Here is a 14,566-nt window from a genome sequence, read left to right on the forward strand (position 1 = left end):
ACGGGACCGGCCACGGAGCGCCCGTGTCGACGATCCGCCGACTCCGGCGGCGCCCGGACTTCCTGGCCGCGGCCGGGGGCCGGCGCTTCCACACCGAGCGCATGAGCGCCCAGGGGCGTCTGCGCGAGCCGGACGAGGAGCGCGACGGCGCACCGGCCGAGGGCCTGTTCCTCGGCTTCACCATCACCAAGCGCGTGGGCCATGCGACCGAACGCAACCGGATTCGCCGCCGCCTGCGCAGCGCGCTCGCCCTCGCGGCCGACGGCGCGCCCGAGATCGGGGCCGACGTGGTCGTGATCGCCCGCCGCCCGGCGATCGACGCGCCCTTCGAGAGCCTCGTCGAGGATCTGCGCCGGGCGCTCCGGAGCGTGACGCGCCAACCCGGTCCGAAATCCCAATCGTCCGATCGGCCGAACCCGGCCCGCGGCCCCCGCCGCGGCCGGGATCGGCCTGCCGGCAAGTCTTCTTCGCTCAAGCCTTCCCCCTCTCCCGTATCGATGGCGCCTGACGGATCGACCGATGGGTAACGACAAGACGAACATGTTCGTCGCGATCGCCTTGTCTCTGGTGGTCCTGCTCGGCTGGCACTACTTCGTGACCAGCCCGGCGACCGAGAGGCAGCGGCAGGCGGCGGCGCAGAGCCAGACCGCCCAGCCGGGCGGAACCTCGCCCGCCGACGGCGTGCCGGGCCCGAGCCCCCAGCAGGGCGGTCCCTCCGCCCCCGTGCCTGGCACGCTGCCGACGCCGGCCGCCGGCCCGGTCTCGCGGGAGGACGCGCTCGCCCGCTCGGCGCGGGTTCGCATCGACACGCCCGCGCTCTACGGCTCGATCGCGCTGAAGGGCGCGCGCATCGACGACGTGAGCCTGAAGAACTACCACGAGACCGTCAGCGACGAGAGCCCGCGCATCGTCCTGCTCTCGCCCACCGGCAGCCCGAATCCCTATTACGCCGAGTTCGGCTGGGTCGGGCAGAATGCCGGGCCGCTGCCCAACGCCGACACGCTGTGGACCGCCGAGGGCGACCTGCTCGCGCCCGGCAAGCCGGTGACGCTCAGCTGGGACAACGGCCAGGGCCTCGTCTTCAAGCGCATCGTCGCCGTCGACGACAAGTTCATGTTCACGGTCCGCGACGAGGTCGAGAACAAGTCGGGCAACGCGGTCACGCTCTATCCCTACAGCCTCGTCTCGCGCTGGGGTAAACCGCACACCCAGGGCTACTACGTCCTCCACGAAGGCCTGATCGGCTGGCTCGGCGACGACCGCCTGCAGGAATTCAGCTACGACGCCATCGCCAAGGAGCCGGCCTATGGCGGCGCCAACACCCGCGGCAAGGCGTGGTCGAACGTGACCGGCGGCTGGGTCGGCATCACCGACAAGTACTGGGCCGCCGCCGCGATCCCGGAGCAGGACAAGCCCTTCACCGGCGCCTTCACCGAGCGCACCGACGGGGCCACCAAGGTCTTCCAGACCAGCGTGCGGGGCGACGCTGTCGCGGTCGCACCAGGTGCGTCTTCGGCCTCGACCCAGCGCCTGTTCGCGGGCGCCAAGGAGGTCAACCAGATCAACGAGTACAAGCGCGACCTGAACATCCGCGAGTTCGACTCGATGATCGACTGGGGCTGGTTCTGGTTCCTGACCAAGCCGATGTTCCGCGCGCTAGACCTGTTCTTCCATCTCACCGGCAATTTCGGCGTCTCGATCCTGCTCGTGACCCTGATCCTGAAGATCTTCTTCCTGCCGATCGCCAACCGTTCCTACGTCTCCATGGCCAAGATGAAGGCCGTGCAGCCCGAGATGGCCTCCATCCGGGAGCGGTACAAAGACGACAAGATGAAGCAGCAACAGGCGATGATGGAGCTGTACAAGAAGGAGAAGATCAATCCGGTCGCCGGCTGCTGGCCGGTGCTGATCCAGATCCCGGTCTTCTTCGCGCTGTACAAGGTGCTGTTCATCACCATCGAGATGCGGCACGCGCCGTTCTTCGGCTGGATTCAGGATCTCGCCGCGCCCGATCCGACCAGCATCGTCAACCTGTTCGGTCTGTTGCCGTTCGCAGCGCCCGACTTCGTCCATCTCGGCGTGTGGCCGCTGATCATGGGTGTAACGATGTTCATCCAGATGAAGATGAACCCCGCGCCGCCGGACCCGGTCCAGGCGCAGGTCTTCACCTTCATGCCGATCATCTTTACCTTCATGCTCGGCTCGTTCCCGGCCGGCCTGGTGATCTATTGGGCCTGGAACAACACCCTCTCGGTGATCCAGCAATACGTCATCATGCGCCGCAACGGCGTGAAGGTGGAGTTATGGGACAACCTGAAGGGCACGTTCAAACGCAACAAGAACGCGCCGGCCAAGAGCTGATGTAGGATCCTCTCCTCCCCCTTGTGGGGAGGAGCCGGAGGTGGGGGTGGTTCAGGATGAGGCGCCCCGGTGCCTCCGAATCACCCCACCCCTAACCCGTCCCCGCAAAGGGGAGGGGAGCGAGCGGCCCCAGACCCATGACAGACGCCGCAACCGACGAACCGACTCCCGAACTGCTGGAAGCCGGCCGCCTGCTCTTTGCAGGAAGCGCCGACTTCACCTGGGCCGCCCCCGAACTCGGGGCGCTGCCGCCGATGGAGGGCGTCGAGATCGCCTTTGCCGGGCGCTCCAACGTCGGCAAGTCGAGCCTCGTCAACGCGCTCACCGGGCGCAACACCCTGGCGCGCACCTCGCACACGCCCGGCCGCACGCAGCAGCTCAACTTCTTCCGCATCGGCGAGCGCCTCACCCTCGTCGACATGCCGGGCTACGGCTACGCCCAGGTCGAGAAGGCCAAGGTCGAGGCCTGGACCCGGCTGATCCACGCCTATCTCAAGGGTCGCTCGAACCTCGCACGGGTCTACGTGCTGATCGATTCGCGCCACGGCCTGAAGGAGATCGACACCGCGCTGCTCGACGGGCTCGACAAGGCGGCGGTGTCCTACCAGATCGTCCTGACTAAGGGCGACGCCCTCAAGAAATCCGAGATGGACAAGCGCATCGCCGGCATCCACGCCGCGCTCGCCCGGCGCCCGGCGGCTTATCCGGAGGTGCTGCTGACCTCCAGCCGCGATGATCGCGGCGTGCCGGAGCTGCGCGCCAGCATCGCCCGCCTGCTGCAGGAGCGCGGCGCGTGACCGGCCTCGACCGCGCTCTCGCCGCGCTGGCGGCGCTGGCCGGTCTGCTCGGCGTCGCCGGCAGTGCGGCGGCGGCGCATACCAGCGGCGGCGAGACGCTGAAGACGGCCTCCCAATTCCTGCTGTTCCACGCCCCGGCGATCCTGGCTCTGGTGGGCTTCGGCGCCGCCGGCCTGACCCGCGGCGCGCTCACCCGCGCGGCGGCGGGGGCGCTGGTGCTCGGGGTCGCCCTGTTTTCAGGGGATCTCGCGATGCGGGCGCTCATGGGTCAGCCGCTGTTCCCGATGGCCGCGCCGACCGGCGGGGTCGTCCTGATGGCGGGCTGGCTGTTGGCTGCTGTGGCGGCGCTGGTCCCGCAGCGCCGCTGAGAGTTCCCTACGGGATCAGGTTCGCCAGCGGCGGCTTCGCCCCGTTCGGCAGGGCCGTGCGGGCCATGTTCAAGGTCATGGCGAGCAGCGTGTAATAGCCGTTGATGCCGGCCAGATCGATGGCGCCCTGCTCGCCGAACTTGGCGACCACGCGCCCGTAGGTCGTGTCGCTGACGGCCTTGTTGCGGTGAAGCTCGGTCGAGAAGGCGTAGACCAGCGTCTCCTCCTCGCCCATGGCGTCGGGGCGGCGCCCCTCCCGCACCGCCGCGACGATGGCCGGATCGAGCCCAGCCTTCAGCGCGATCGGCTCATGGATGTGCCATTCGAGCTGCTGGCTCCATTCCCGCGCGGTGAGCAGGATGGTGAACTCGCTGAGCTTCAGCGGGATCACGCTGTTGTAGCGCAGGTAGAGCCCCATGTTGCTCGCGTTGAGCATCAGCTGCGGGCTGCGCAGCAACGGCACGAACGGCCCGAACACCGGGACCTTGCGCGCCGCCAGGAAGTCCTCCGAGGCCTTGCGCTGGGCCTCGGTCTGCTGGGCGGCCGGGATGTCCGGCATCCGGTCCTGGGCCATCGCCCCGGTGTTTGCGAGGACGAAGGCCAAGCCGATCAGAGCGTTGCGCATGATGGTGTCCTCAGCCCGGGATGACCGGCGGGTGATAGTCCAGCGTGAAGGCCAGCGCCCAGAGCAGGAACAGCACCACCGGCAGGTGGATGACGAGTTGCAGGAAGCTGAAGCCGACGATGTCGCGGGCCTTCAGGCCCAGGATGCCGAGCAGCGGCAGCATGAAGAACGGGTTGATCAGGTTCGGGAGCGCCTCGGCCGCGTTGTAGACCTGCACCGCCCAGCCGAGATGCACCTTCAGCTCGTTGGCCGCCTGCATCACGTAGGGCGCCTCCAACAGCCACTTGCCGCCGCCCGATGGGATGAAGAAGCCCAGCAGCGCCGAGTAGACGCCCATGGCCAGCGGGAACGAGCCTTGCGTGTTCAGCGCCACGAAGGCGTGGGCGATCACGTCCGACAGGCTGTGGCCGGCGGCGTTCTTGGCGCCCGTCAGGATCGCCGCGATGGCGGCGTAGAACGGGAACTGGATCAGGATGCCGGCGGTCGCCGGCACGGCTTTGCCCAAAGCCACGAGGAAGCGCTTCGGGCGCCAGTGCAGCACGAAGCCGGTCATCAGGAACAGGAAATTGTAGGTGTTGAGGCTGGAGATCGCGACCATCCAGTCCTGGCGCTGGAACTCCTGGATCAGCCAGCCCGCAGCCAGCAGGCCGATCAACACCGTCAGGATCGGGGCGTGCTCCAGCCACTCGCCGGGCTGTTTCGGGGGCTCGACGCCCTGCTCCTCCTTCGCGACATCGACGCCGAGATCCTGGGCCGTCACGGCGGTCTCGGGGCCCGGCGCGGAGGCGAGGGCGATCACCGCCGACAGGAACACGAGGATCGTGGCGATCAGGATCGACTGCCACAGGAAGATCGTCTCGCTGAACGGGATCACGCCGGTGATCTGCAGCAGCCCCGGCGGCAGGCTTTTCGGGTTGGCCTGAAGCTGTGCGGCGGATGAGGACAGGCCCATCGCCCAGGTGGCGCCGAGGCCGAGATAGGCGGCCGCGCCGGCGGCGCGGTAATCCATCCTCAGATCGGTGCGGCGGGCGAGCGCGCGGGCGAGCAGGCCGCCGAAGATCAGGCTGAGGCCCCAGGACAGGAGCGAGGACAGCATGGTGGCGAGCGCCACGTAGCCGATGGCGCCGCGGCCGGTCTTGGGCACCAACGCCATCCGCTCGATCAGCGCCTGCACCGGCGCGGAGGTCGCCACCACGTAGCCGCCGATGGTGACGAACACCATCTGCATGGTGAAGGGGATCAGGCTCCAGAAGCCGTCGCCGAAGCTTTTGGTCACCGCCTGCACCGGCGCACCGTTGATCAGCGCGGCGCCCGCCACGATCACCACCGCGATCGCCACGAACACGAAGGCGTCGGGGAACCACTTCTCGGCCCAATCGGTGAAGCGCAGCGCGAGGCGTGCGAGCGCGCTGTCCTCCCGGCGTCGGCTGTCCGGATTCATGGTCGTCCCGTCCCGCTATCCCGGCGCTCGAGGCGCCTTTCGCCCGGTATGCAGCGGAAGCGGGGGCGGCCTCAAGGGCGCGCAGGTTTCATCCGGCCGGAACGCTCAAGATATCCTCAGGCGGGCCCTGCCGGCCCGAAAACACGCCCGCGCTCAGGGCGTTGCCGTAGACCGCGCCGGTGTCGAGATTGGTGCGGAAGCGCTTCAACTCCGGCCCGCCGCGGGTCTGCGGCGTGTGGCCATGGACGACGTGGCGGCCGAAATCGTGCTCGGCGGAGAGGAACGGCTCGCGCATCCACAGATGCACCTCGCGGTCGGGGTCGGGCACCTCGGCGTCGGGCCGGAAGCCGGCATGGACGTACCAGCGCTGCGCATCCGAATGCAGCGTCGGCAGCCCCTCGATCCAGTCGAGCACGTCGCCGGGGATCTCTTCGGGCCCCGCCGCATCGAACGCGGCGAGCGTCGCCGTCCCCCCGTTGGCGAGCCAGTGATCGAGGGCGCCGGGCTCGTGCAGCGTCTTCAGGAGCATCGCCTCGTGGTTGCCCATCAGGCAGACCACGTCGTCGGGTTCGCGCCATTGCAGCTTTCGCAGCGTCTCGATCACCCGCGCGCTGTCGGGGCCCCGGTCGATGTAATCGCCGAGGAACACCAGTTTTCGCGGCCGGCCCGCCGCGTGGGCGTCGATGCGATCGAGAAGCGCGTCGAGCAGGTCGGCGCAGCCGTGGATATCGCCGATGGCGTAGGTGAGCGTCTCGGCGGTCATGCGGCCGTTGTCGGCGGGATCATTTGACGATGCAAGGCGGCAACTTGGAGCGCGTTCGGTTTTCGCAATGGCATTCTGCATCCAAAGAAATCACGCCAACGTGATCGAAGTTTCATGGATTAAAATCGGAATTTGATTTCGAACCCTAACCATCGCGTGTATTCACCCGCCGCCATCGCGCCCGAGCGGCGGATGGGGAGGAATGAGACGATGCGTGGCCTGTCCTTGATCGGTGCGGCGTTCCTGTGTTTCGTCGCCCCCGCCGCCGGCTGGGCGCAGCAGATTCAGACGGTCCAGCGTGTCGCCCCCTCGGGGCGGCCGCAACAGGTCCAGTTCATCGCCCGTATGGAGCCGGATTGCCGCTCGCTTCCCATGGACAATCTCGCGATTCTCGAAGGCCCGGCTCATGGACGGATCAGCATGGAACGCGGGGTCGATTTTCCCAACTTTTCGCCCAACAATCCGCGCTCTCGGTGCAACACCCGCAAGGTCCCAGGCAACAAACTCGTCTATCAGTCTGCGCCCGGCTTCGTCGGTGAGGACGGGTTCGTTCTCGAAGTGATCGGGAAGTACGGCAACGCAATGCGGACACGCTACCAAATCGCGGTTCGCTAACACAACGGGTACTCAGGGTACGTCTCCTGGCACCGTTGCTGTGGGGATACGTCACCCACCATGCTCGTCGAGGGCCGCCGTCACGGTCTCAATCGGCAGGAACAGCGTGCGACTGTCCTGCGGATACTCGATGAACTCGGCGCATTTCAGATAGAAACGCCGCGCGGCGTCGTCCTTGGCGTGGACTATCACGGCGCCGATGCCGATGCTCCGCGACGCGAGGGCGATGCGGCGCAAGGCGTCGGACAGTAGGTCGGCCCCGAGCCCGCGTCCGGCATGATCGCGGCTGACCGCCAGTCGTCCGATCACCGAGACCGGGATCGTGTCGGGCGCGTTGCGCCGTACCTTTCCCGGCGCGGCGGAGCGCTCGACGGCTCCGGCCGAGATGCAGAAATAGGCGACGACCCTGTTGCCGTCGCAGACGACGTAGGTGCGGGAGAACCGGCTCTCGTTCTTCAGGGCCCGGTGCCGAAGCCACTCGTCGAGCGCCGGCTCACCGCAAGCGAAGGCGGACAGGTCGTGCTCGGCCGTCAGGGGAACGGGAGCGGAAAGGACCGGCTCAGGCTGCTCCGGTTCGCCGCCTACGTCCGCCATGCCGGCGCGCGGCGCATCAGCGCCCTCAACTTCGGCCCCGGCGCAGGCGGGTTGTCGAGCGCGTGCATGAAGGCGTCGTAGCCATCGGGATCGAGCCGGAAGAGCCGCCGATCCAGCAGCACGTCGATGGCCTGCCGCCGCGCCGTCTCGACCATGAACTCGGTCCGCGTCTTGCCAAGGAGCGCCGCCGCATCGTCGATGAGCCGGCGGGTGTCGGCCTCGATGCGCAGGTTGACGCTTCCCTTCGCCTCCGTGGGCGGAAGCCGCTCGGCCAGCGCAGTCTCGGACGATGAAGCGGGTGCCTTCGCCATGGCGCAACCTTCGCACAGCGTATGGACAGTGTCCATACAAACGCGAAGGGCCGGGATGGGCTCCGAAGCCATCCCGGCCCTTCACTGAGCTGAGCCCCGGCGAAGGATCAGTTCAACAACACCCCCGCCGGCCGGCGCTCGGCGGTGACGTCGCCGATCATCAAGCCCGACGGGCCGACCCGCACCGGCACCGTCTCGCCGTCGTGGATCGTGCCCGAGAGCAGGGCCTCGGCGAGCGGGTCCTGCACGTTCTTCTGGATCACCCGCTTGAGCGGGCGCGCCCCGTAGGCCGGGTCGTAGCCCTTGTCGGCGAGCCAGGTGCGGGCCTCCTCGTCGAGGTCGAGGGCGATCTTGCGATCCTCCAAGAGCTTGGCGAGGCGCCCGAGCTGGATGTCGACGATCGCCCCCATCTCCGAGCGCGCGAGGCGGTGGAACAGGATGATCTCATCGACCCGGTTGAGGAATTCCGGCCGGAAGTGCCCCCGCACCACGCCCATCACCTCGTCGCGCACCGCATCGGTGTCCTGGCCGGCCGGCTGGTTCACCAGATATTCGGCACCCAGGTTCGAGGTCATGATCAGCAGCGTGTTGCGGAAATCGACCGTGCGGCCCTGCCCGTCGGTCAGGCGCCCGTCGTCGAGCACCTGAAGCAGGACGTTGAACACGTCCGGATGCGCCTTCTCGACCTCGTCGAACAGCACGACCTGATAGGGCCGGCGCCGCACGGCCTCGGTCAGCGCACCGCCCTCCTCGTAGCCGACATAGCCCGGAGGCGCGCCGATGAGGCGGGCGACCGCGTGCTTCTCCATGTACTCGGACATGTCGATGCGGACCAACGCCGTGTCGTCATCGAACAGGAAGCCGGCCAATGCCTTGGTCAGCTCGGTCTTGCCGACGCCGGTCGGCCCGAGGAACATGAACGAGCCGATCGGCCGGTTCGGGTCCTGAAGGCCGGCTCGCGCCCGGCGCACCGCGGTCGAGACCGCCTCCACCGCCTCGCGCTGGCCGACGACGCGTTTGGCCAGCGTCTCCTCCATCGCCAGCAGCTTCTCGCGCTCGCCCTCCAGCATCTTGTCGACGGGCACGCCGGTCCAGCGCGAGACGACACCCGCGATATGGGCCGGCGTCACCGCCTCCTCGACCATGCCGTCACGGGAGGTGGCCCCCTCACCCGCGGCCTCGATCTCGGCCAGCCGCTTCTCCAGGCCGGGGATGACGCCGTAGGCGAGTTCGCCCGCACGCTGGTACTGGCCCTGGCGCTGCGCTGCGGCGAGGTCGTTGCGGGCCTCGTCGAGCTTCTTCTTCAGCTCGGCGGCGGCGCCGAGCTTGTCCTTCTCGGCCTTCCAGCGGGCGGTGATCGAGGCGGACTGCTCCTCCAAATTGGCCAGTTCCCCTTCCAGCCGCACGAGGCGGTCTCGGGAGGCGGAATCGCTCTCCTTCTTCAGCGCCTCGGCCTCGATCTTCAGGCGCACGATCTCGCGGTCGATCGAGTCGAGCTCTTCCGGCTTTGAGTCGACCTGCATGCGCAGGCGCGAGCCAGCCTCGTCGACGAGGTCGATCGCCTTGTCGGGCAGGAAGCGGTCGGTGATGTAGCGGTTCGACAACGTCGCCGCCGCCACCAGGGCCGAATCCTGGATGCGGACGCCGTGGTGCTGCTCGTACTTCTCCTTGATGCCGCGCAGGATCGACACGGTGTCCTCGACGGTCGGCTCGGACACGAAGACGGGCTGGAAGCGCCGGGCGAGCGCCGCGTCCTTCTCGACATGCTTGCGGTACTCGTCGAGCGTGGTCGCGCCGACGCAGTGCAACTCGCCGCGGGCGAGCGCGGGCTTCAGGAGGTTGGAGGCGTCCATGGCGCCGTCGGCCTTTCCGGCCCCGACCAGCGTGTGCATCTCGTCGATGAACAGGATGATCCGCCCCTCCGCCGCGGTCACCTCGGACAGCACCCCTTTGAGCCGCTCCTCGAACTCGCCGCGATACTTCGCGCCGGCGATCAGCGCGCCCATGTCGAGCGCCAGAAGGCTCTTCTCCTTCAGGCTCTCGGGCACGTCGCCGTTGACGATGCGCAGGGCCAGTCCCTCGACGATGGCGGTCTTGCCGACGCCGGGCTCGCCGATCAGCACGGGATTGTTCTTGGTCCGCCGCGACAGCACCTGGATGGTGCGGCGGATCTCCTCATCGCGGCCGATCACCGGATCGAGCTTGCCCTCGCGGGCGGCTTCCGTGAGGTCGCGGGCGTATTTCTTCAGCGCGTCGTAGGCGTTCTCGGCCGAAGCGTTGTCGGCGGTGCGGCCCTTGCGCAGGGCATTGATCGCGCCGTTGAGCGAGGCCGCGGTGACGCCCGCCGCCGTCAGGATGCGGCCGGCATCCGAGTCCTTCTCGACCGCGAAGGCAAGCAGCAGCCGCTCGACGGTGACGTAGGAATCGCCGGCCTTCTCGGCGGCTTTTTCCGCCGTGTCGAACAGGCGCACGAGATCGCGCGTCGCTTGCGGCTGCGCGCTGTTGCCCGATACCTTCGGCTGCTTGGCCAGCCACTGCTCGGCCTGCGCCAGCGCGACCCGCGACTGACCGCCCGCGCGGTCGATCAGACCGGCGCAGAGGCCTTCGGAATCGTCGAGCAGGACCTTGAGGAGATGGCCGGGCGCGAGCTGCGGATTGCCCTCGCGGACGGCGAGGTTCTGCGCGGCCTGGACGAAGCCGCGGGCGCGCTCGGTGTATTTTTCGAAATTCATTCGCGTATCCTTCCCCGGATCGAATGTCTCCGCCCGCGTTGGCAGCGCGAAGAGTCCGATGCGTTGCCCCGCGGGGTCGGCCCCGCCGGAGCACCGGCGCTTTGGCAGCCGCCGGTAGGGCTGAATTGGGTGTTGCCTTTTCGTAACACAAGGGGTGAGGGCCCACCGGTGCGCATGCTTGCCGACCGCTCCAGGCGGAGCTAGCCAGAGGGCATGAGCATCGCGCCCGACATCCGCATCGCCGCCCTCTACCGCTACCCCGTCAAGGGCCTCTCGCCGGAGGCGCTGGAGAGCGCCGAGTTGGAGACGAGCGCCTACTTTCCCGGCGACCGGCTCTACGCCATCGAGAACGGCCCATCGGGCTTCAACGAAGTGGCGCCGCGCCATCTGCCCAAGGTCGCCTACCTGATGCTGATGCGCAACGAGGCGCTGGCCCGCCTGCGCACCCGCTTCGACGTGGAGACCCATCGCCTGACGATCGAGGAGAACGGCGCGGAGGCGGTCTCGGCCGATCTGAGCACGGAAGCAGGCCGGGAGGCGGTCGCCGACTTCATGAAGGGGTTCGTACCGCACGAGTTGCGCGGCGCGCCGCGGGTGCTGGCCTCGCCGCCCGGCTACCGCTTCACCGACGCCCGCGACGGCTATGTCTCCCTCGTCAACCGGGCGAGCGTGCAGGCGGTCGAGGACATGGTCGGCGCCCCCGTCGATCCGCTACGTTTCCGCGCCAACCTCTATCTCGACGGGCTGGCGCCTTGGGCGGAGAACGACCTGCTCGGCAAGGTGCTGGAGACGCCGGGCGGGGTGCGGCTGAAGCTGGCGCGGCGCACGGTGCGGTGTGCGGCGGTCAACGTCGATCCCGAGACCGGCATCCGCGATCTCGCGATCCCCTCGGCGCTGGCGAAAAGCCTCGGCCACAGCGATTGCGGCGTCTACGCCGAGGTGCTGAACGGCGGCACGGTGCGGGCGGGCGAGGCGCTGGGCTTGGTCGGCTGAGCGGTCAGCCCCGGCGGCGCTGGCCGGCGCGGACGGTGAGCCAGAGCGGCTCGGGCTCGGCGCAGGGCAGGAGCGCGGCGACCGCGTCGAGATCGACGGCGTAGGAATCGGTCAGCTTGCGCCAGACATCGGCCGAGGAGCCGGCGCCCTGGCCGAGGTGCGCGACGGCGCGGGCGATCAGGCCGGGATTCGTGAGGCTGGGACGGGGTTCCGGAAGATCGGCGTTGAGCATGGCGTGTCGCCCCCTGGTGACGGGGCCATCATCGGCGCGGCGTGGTTAACGAATTGTTGCAATCGCCCCTTAGGCGTTCACGACTTCGGGGGCTGCAACCGCTTCGTCCCGGTGGCTTCGCGCCGCGGGCGGGCTGGGCTAGAAGCCGGGCGCGAATCCGATGGAGCATGTCTCCCGCGGAGGGCGTCCTCCCGCGGGACACCAGACTGAAGGCGAACGAGCGAGCCGATGACCGATCCGCTGCCGAACGTACACGTGCGCGCCGAGATCCTGACCCAGGCGCTGCCCCACATGCAGCGCTACGATCAGGAGATCGTCGTCATCAAGTACGGCGGCCACGCCATGGGCGACCCGGCGGCGGCGGAGGACTTCGCCGAGGACATCGTGCTCTTGGAGCAGTCCGGCCTGAAGCCCATCGTCGTCCACGGCGGCGGGCCGCAGATCGGCCGGATGCTGGCGCGGCTCGGTATCGAGTCCGAGTTCAAGGGCGGCTTGCGCGTCACCGACGAGGCCACCGTCGAGGTGGTCGAGATGGTGCTCGCCGGCTCGATCAACAAGCAGATCGTCGGCTGGATCGCCGCCGAGGGCGGCCGCGCCATCGGCCTGTGCGGCAAGGACGGCAACATGGTCCGCGCCAAGCGGGCCCTGCGCACGATCAAGGATCCGAACAGCAACACCGAGCAGGCGGTCGATCTCGGTCTGGTCGGCGAGCCCGAGCATGTCGAGCGCGGCGTGCTCGACGCGGTGCTGAAGGCCGAGCTGATCCCGGTGCTGGCCCCCGTGGCCTACGGCGCCGACGGCAAGACCTACAACGTCAACGCCGACACCTTCGCCGGCGCCATCGCCGGGGCGCTCCGAGCCAAGCGGCTCCTGCTGCTCACCGACGTGCCGGGCGTGCTCGACAAGGACAAGAACCTGATCCCCGAACTCTCGGTCGAGGATTGCCGCCGCCTGATCGCCGACGGCACCATCACGGCGGGCATGATCCCGAAGGTCGAGACCTGCATCTACGCCATCGAGCAGGGCGTCGAGGCGGTGGTCATCCTCAACGGCAAGGTCGCGCACGCCGCCCTCTTGGAGCTGTTCACCGATTTCGGTGCCGGCACCCTGATCCGGCGGACCTGAGCCGTTCGTCGGAGCGCGGCGGTGTTGCGCCGCGCTCCGCTTCCTACATGATGGATGGGGGCGCCCTTCGCCCCCGTTCCGCCAGCAGGCTCCGCCTCGTGCTTCTGTCCCCAGAGACCCACCTCACCGCACCCGACGCCCCGGGCTTCGCCCATATCGACACCTGGGTGTTCGACCTCGACAACACGCTCTATCCGAGCGACGCGCGGGTCTGGCCGCAGGTGGACGAGCGCATCACCCTCTACGTGATGGGGCTCTACGGGCTCGACGGGCTCTCGGCCCGCGCCCTGCAGAAATATTTCTACCACCGCTACGGCACGACCCTGAAGGCGCTGATGATCGAGGACCGGATCGATCCGCACGCCTTCCTCGACTTCGCCCACGACATCGACCACTCGACCATCCTGCTGGATGAGGCTCTGGGCGCGGCGATCGAGCGTCTGCCGGGGCGAAAGCTGATCCTCACCAACGGTTCGCGCCGCCACGCCGAGCGGGTGGCGGAAAAGCTCGGCATCCTCGACCATTTCGAGGACGTGTTCGACATCGCGGCGGCCGACTTCGTGCCGAAGCCCGAGCGGGTCACCTACCAGCGCTTCCTCGACCGGCACGGCGTCGATCCGCGGCGGGCGGTGCTGTTCGAGGACATCGCCCGCAACCTCGTCGTGCCGCACGATCTCGGCATGGGCACGGTGCTGGTCGTGCCGCCGACGCCCGATCCGTTCCGCGAGCGGTTCGAGCAGGAAGCGGTCAAGGAGCCGCATATCGACCACATCACCAGCGATCTCGCGGCCTTCCTGCGCGGCTGCGTGCTGCCGGTCGCCGGAACCGCGACGCCGTGAGCGCGACGGCCGACTGGGCGGATCTAAGGGCGCCGAGCCTCGCCGAGATCGAGGCGCTCGCGGACGCCGCCTTCGCCGCGCTGCCGGAGGAATTCCGCCGCCTCTGCCATGGCATCCGCATCCACGTCGACGACTTCCCCGACGAGGAGACGCTGACCGAGATGGAATGCGAGTCGGAGTTCGACCTGCTCGGCCTGTTCCGCGGCGTCGGGCTGGCTCAGTCCGGCGAGGTCGCCACGGGGCAGATGCCCAACGCCGTCTGGCTCTACCGGCGCCCGCTGCTCGATTACTGGGCCGAGCACGACGAGAGCCTGGGGCACCTCGTCACGCACGTCCTCGTCCACGAGATCGGCCACCATTTCGGCCTGTCCGACGACGACATGGCCGGGATCGAGGCCGCCGCGGACGAGATCGGCGGCGATCCGGGCGAAGCCTGATCGTCCTTCCCCCTCCTTCCCGCGTCATGGAATGAGCGGAGGAGGGCAGAAGCCTTCCGAGGGGGCGATCGACCGCGGACCGGCCCTACACCATCGGGCTCACGGCGCGGCCGTGCATCGTGATCCGGTAGTAATCGGCATTGGCCGAGGAGCGCACCGCGAGACCGCGGCGGACGAGAGCGTTGAGGGTGGTGCGGCAGGGGCCGCTGTCATGGACCGGGATCCATTGGTGCGCCTCCTGGTCCGCCAGCCATTGCAAGGCCCGCATCTGTCTCTGGTTCAGCGTCGAAATCGTCTGATTCATCTCTGATCGCGCAGAAAGAGGCCCGCCGC

17 protein-coding genes are annotated in these 14,566 nt (G+C 68.5%); 9 read left to right on the forward strand and 8 right to left on the reverse strand.

The features are described 5' to 3' along the window. Window positions 1-23: 23 nt before the first annotated feature. From rnpA to BM140_RS03680, 4 genes are all read left to right on the forward strand, one after another. Window positions 24-527, forward strand: coding sequence for a ribonuclease P protein component (gene rnpA, locus BM140_RS03665; RefSeq protein ID WP_091942088.1), 504 nt, complete (start codon window positions 24-26; stop codon window positions 525-527). Next, window positions 520-2,361: a membrane protein insertase YidC gene (yidC, locus tag BM140_RS03670; protein WP_091942090.1), complete on the forward strand. Its 1,842-nt coding sequence runs from the start codon at window positions 520-522 to the stop codon at window positions 2,359-2,361. The genes rnpA and yidC overlap by 8 nt, the downstream gene beginning before the upstream one ends. A gap of 137 nt (window positions 2,362-2,498) precedes the next feature. Next, window positions 2,499-3,158: a ribosome biogenesis GTP-binding protein YihA/YsxC gene (yihA, locus tag BM140_RS03675; RefSeq protein WP_091942092.1), complete on the forward strand. Its 660-nt coding sequence runs from the start codon at window positions 2,499-2,501 to the stop codon at window positions 3,156-3,158. Beyond that, a complete protein-coding gene (locus tag BM140_RS03680) occupies window positions 3,155-3,526 on the forward strand; it encodes a DUF423 domain-containing protein (RefSeq protein WP_091942094.1) in 372 nt (123 codons plus the stop codon). Before yihA ends, BM140_RS03680 begins: the two co-directional genes overlap by 4 nt. A 7-nt stretch (window positions 3,527-3,533) precedes the next feature. On the opposite strand, the gene BM140_RS03685 is transcribed toward BM140_RS03680, so the two are convergent. The 3 genes from BM140_RS03685 to BM140_RS03695 form a co-directional block, all read right to left on the reverse strand. Beyond that, complete coding sequence (locus BM140_RS03685; RefSeq protein ID WP_091942096.1) at window positions 3,534-4,151, reverse strand: carboxymuconolactone decarboxylase family protein; 618 nt, start codon at window positions 4,149-4,151, stop codon at window positions 3,534-3,536. Window positions 4,152-4,161: 10 nt separating this feature from the next. Further along, complete coding sequence (locus BM140_RS03690; protein WP_091942098.1) at window positions 4,162-5,592, reverse strand: short-chain fatty acid transporter; 1,431 nt, start codon at window positions 5,590-5,592, stop codon at window positions 4,162-4,164. A gap of 88 nt (window positions 5,593-5,680) precedes the next feature. Further along, the gene (locus tag BM140_RS03695) at window positions 5,681-6,355 is read right to left on the reverse strand and encodes a metallophosphoesterase family protein (protein WP_091942100.1); all 675 of its coding nucleotides are present in this window, start codon (window positions 6,353-6,355) and stop codon (window positions 5,681-5,683) included. A 210-nt stretch (window positions 6,356-6,565) separates the two neighbouring features. Between BM140_RS03695 and BM140_RS03700 the strand changes: the two genes are divergently transcribed. Beyond that, a complete protein-coding gene (locus tag BM140_RS03700; RefSeq protein WP_091942102.1) occupies window positions 6,566-6,970 on the forward strand; it encodes a hypothetical protein in 405 nt (134 codons plus the stop codon). 51 nt (window positions 6,971-7,021) lie between these two features. Here BM140_RS03700 and BM140_RS03705 read toward each other — a convergent pair whose 3' ends face one another. From BM140_RS03705 to clpB, 3 genes are all read right to left on the reverse strand, one after another. Continuing rightward, window positions 7,022-7,564 (reverse strand): GNAT family N-acetyltransferase, encoded by a 543-nt coding sequence (locus BM140_RS03705; RefSeq protein WP_091942104.1) that lies wholly within the window; start codon window positions 7,562-7,564, stop codon window positions 7,022-7,024. After that, a complete protein-coding gene (locus BM140_RS03710; RefSeq protein ID WP_091942106.1) occupies window positions 7,552-7,875 on the reverse strand; it encodes a type II toxin-antitoxin system TacA family antitoxin in 324 nt (107 codons plus the stop codon). The genes BM140_RS03705 and BM140_RS03710 overlap by 13 nt, the downstream gene beginning before the upstream one ends. A 107-nt stretch (window positions 7,876-7,982) precedes the next feature. Continuing rightward, window positions 7,983-10,607: an ATP-dependent chaperone ClpB gene (gene clpB / locus BM140_RS03715; protein ID WP_091942108.1), complete on the reverse strand. Its 2,625-nt coding sequence runs from the start codon at window positions 10,605-10,607 to the stop codon at window positions 7,983-7,985. Window positions 10,608-10,820: 213 nt separating this feature from the next. On the opposite strand from clpB, the gene BM140_RS03720 reads away from it, so the two are divergent. After that, complete coding sequence (locus BM140_RS03720; protein WP_091942110.1) at window positions 10,821-11,600, forward strand: MOSC domain-containing protein; 780 nt, start codon at window positions 10,821-10,823, stop codon at window positions 11,598-11,600. Between the two features lie 4 nt (window positions 11,601-11,604). On the opposite strand, the gene BM140_RS03725 is transcribed toward BM140_RS03720, so the two are convergent. After that, on the reverse strand, window positions 11,605-11,832 hold the full coding sequence (locus tag BM140_RS03725) for a hypothetical protein (protein WP_091942112.1): 228 nt from the start codon (window positions 11,830-11,832) through the stop codon (window positions 11,605-11,607). 228 nt (window positions 11,833-12,060) lie between these two features. On the opposite strand from BM140_RS03725, the gene argB reads away from it, so the two are divergent. The 3 genes from argB (at window position 12,061) to BM140_RS03740 (ending at window position 14,233) form a co-directional block, all read left to right on the forward strand. Then, window positions 12,061-12,957: an acetylglutamate kinase gene (gene argB, locus BM140_RS03730; RefSeq protein WP_091942114.1), complete on the forward strand. Its 897-nt coding sequence runs from the start codon at window positions 12,061-12,063 to the stop codon at window positions 12,955-12,957. A gap of 98 nt (window positions 12,958-13,055) precedes the next feature. Beyond that, a complete protein-coding gene (locus tag BM140_RS03735; protein ID WP_091942686.1) occupies window positions 13,056-13,796 on the forward strand; it encodes a pyrimidine 5'-nucleotidase in 741 nt (246 codons plus the stop codon). Beyond that, a complete protein-coding gene (locus BM140_RS03740) occupies window positions 13,793-14,233 on the forward strand; it encodes a metallopeptidase family protein (protein WP_091942116.1) in 441 nt (146 codons plus the stop codon). The genes BM140_RS03735 and BM140_RS03740 overlap by 4 nt, the downstream gene beginning before the upstream one ends. 85 nt (window positions 14,234-14,318) lie before the next feature. Here BM140_RS03740 and BM140_RS03745 read toward each other — a convergent pair whose 3' ends face one another. Beyond that, window positions 14,319-14,537 carry a hypothetical protein gene (locus tag BM140_RS03745; protein WP_091942118.1) on the reverse strand — a complete coding sequence of 73 codons (219 nt, stop codon included), beginning with the start codon at window positions 14,535-14,537 and terminating at the stop codon, window positions 14,319-14,321. Between the last annotated feature and the right edge of the window lie 29 nt (window positions 14,538-14,566).

The organism is Methylorubrum salsuginis (assembly GCF_900114375.1).
In the GTDB taxonomy this organism is placed as follows: Bacteria; Pseudomonadota; Alphaproteobacteria; order Rhizobiales; family Beijerinckiaceae; genus Methylobacterium; species Methylobacterium salsuginis.

Coding starts and splice junctions, on each gene's coding strand:
- yidC (WP_091942090.1), top strand. CDS start 520: ATGGGTAACGACAAGACGAACATGTTCGTCGCGATCGCCTTGTCTCTG.
- yihA (WP_091942092.1), top strand. CDS start 2,499: ATGACAGACGCCGCAACCGACGAACCGACTCCCGAACTGCTGGAAGCC.
- BM140_RS03685 (WP_091942096.1), bottom strand. CDS start 4,151: ATGCGCAACGCTCTGATCGGCTTGGCCTTCGTCCTCGCAAACACCGGG.
- BM140_RS03690 (WP_091942098.1), bottom strand. CDS start 5,592: ATGAATCCGGACAGCCGACGCCGGGAGGACAGCGCGCTCGCACGCCTC.
- BM140_RS03695 (WP_091942100.1), bottom strand. CDS start 6,355: ATGACCGCCGAGACGCTCACCTACGCCATCGGCGATATCCACGGCTGC.
- BM140_RS03700 (WP_091942102.1), top strand. CDS start 6,566: ATGCGTGGCCTGTCCTTGATCGGTGCGGCGTTCCTGTGTTTCGTCGCC.
- BM140_RS03705 (WP_091942104.1), bottom strand. CDS start 7,564: ATGGCGGACGTAGGCGGCGAACCGGAGCAGCCTGAGCCGGTCCTTTCC.
- BM140_RS03710 (WP_091942106.1), bottom strand. CDS start 7,875: ATGGCGAAGGCACCCGCTTCATCGTCCGAGACTGCGCTGGCCGAGCGG.
- clpB (WP_091942108.1), bottom strand. CDS start 10,607: ATGAATTTCGAAAAATACACCGAGCGCGCCCGCGGCTTCGTCCAGGCC.
- BM140_RS03720 (WP_091942110.1), top strand. CDS start 10,821: ATGAGCATCGCGCCCGACATCCGCATCGCCGCCCTCTACCGCTACCCC.
- BM140_RS03725 (WP_091942112.1), bottom strand. CDS start 11,832: ATGCTCAACGCCGATCTTCCGGAACCCCGTCCCAGCCTCACGAATCCC.
- argB (WP_091942114.1), top strand. CDS start 12,061: ATGACCGATCCGCTGCCGAACGTACACGTGCGCGCCGAGATCCTGACC.
- BM140_RS03745 (WP_091942118.1), bottom strand. CDS start 14,537: ATGAATCAGACGATTTCGACGCTGAACCAGAGACAGATGCGGGCCTTG.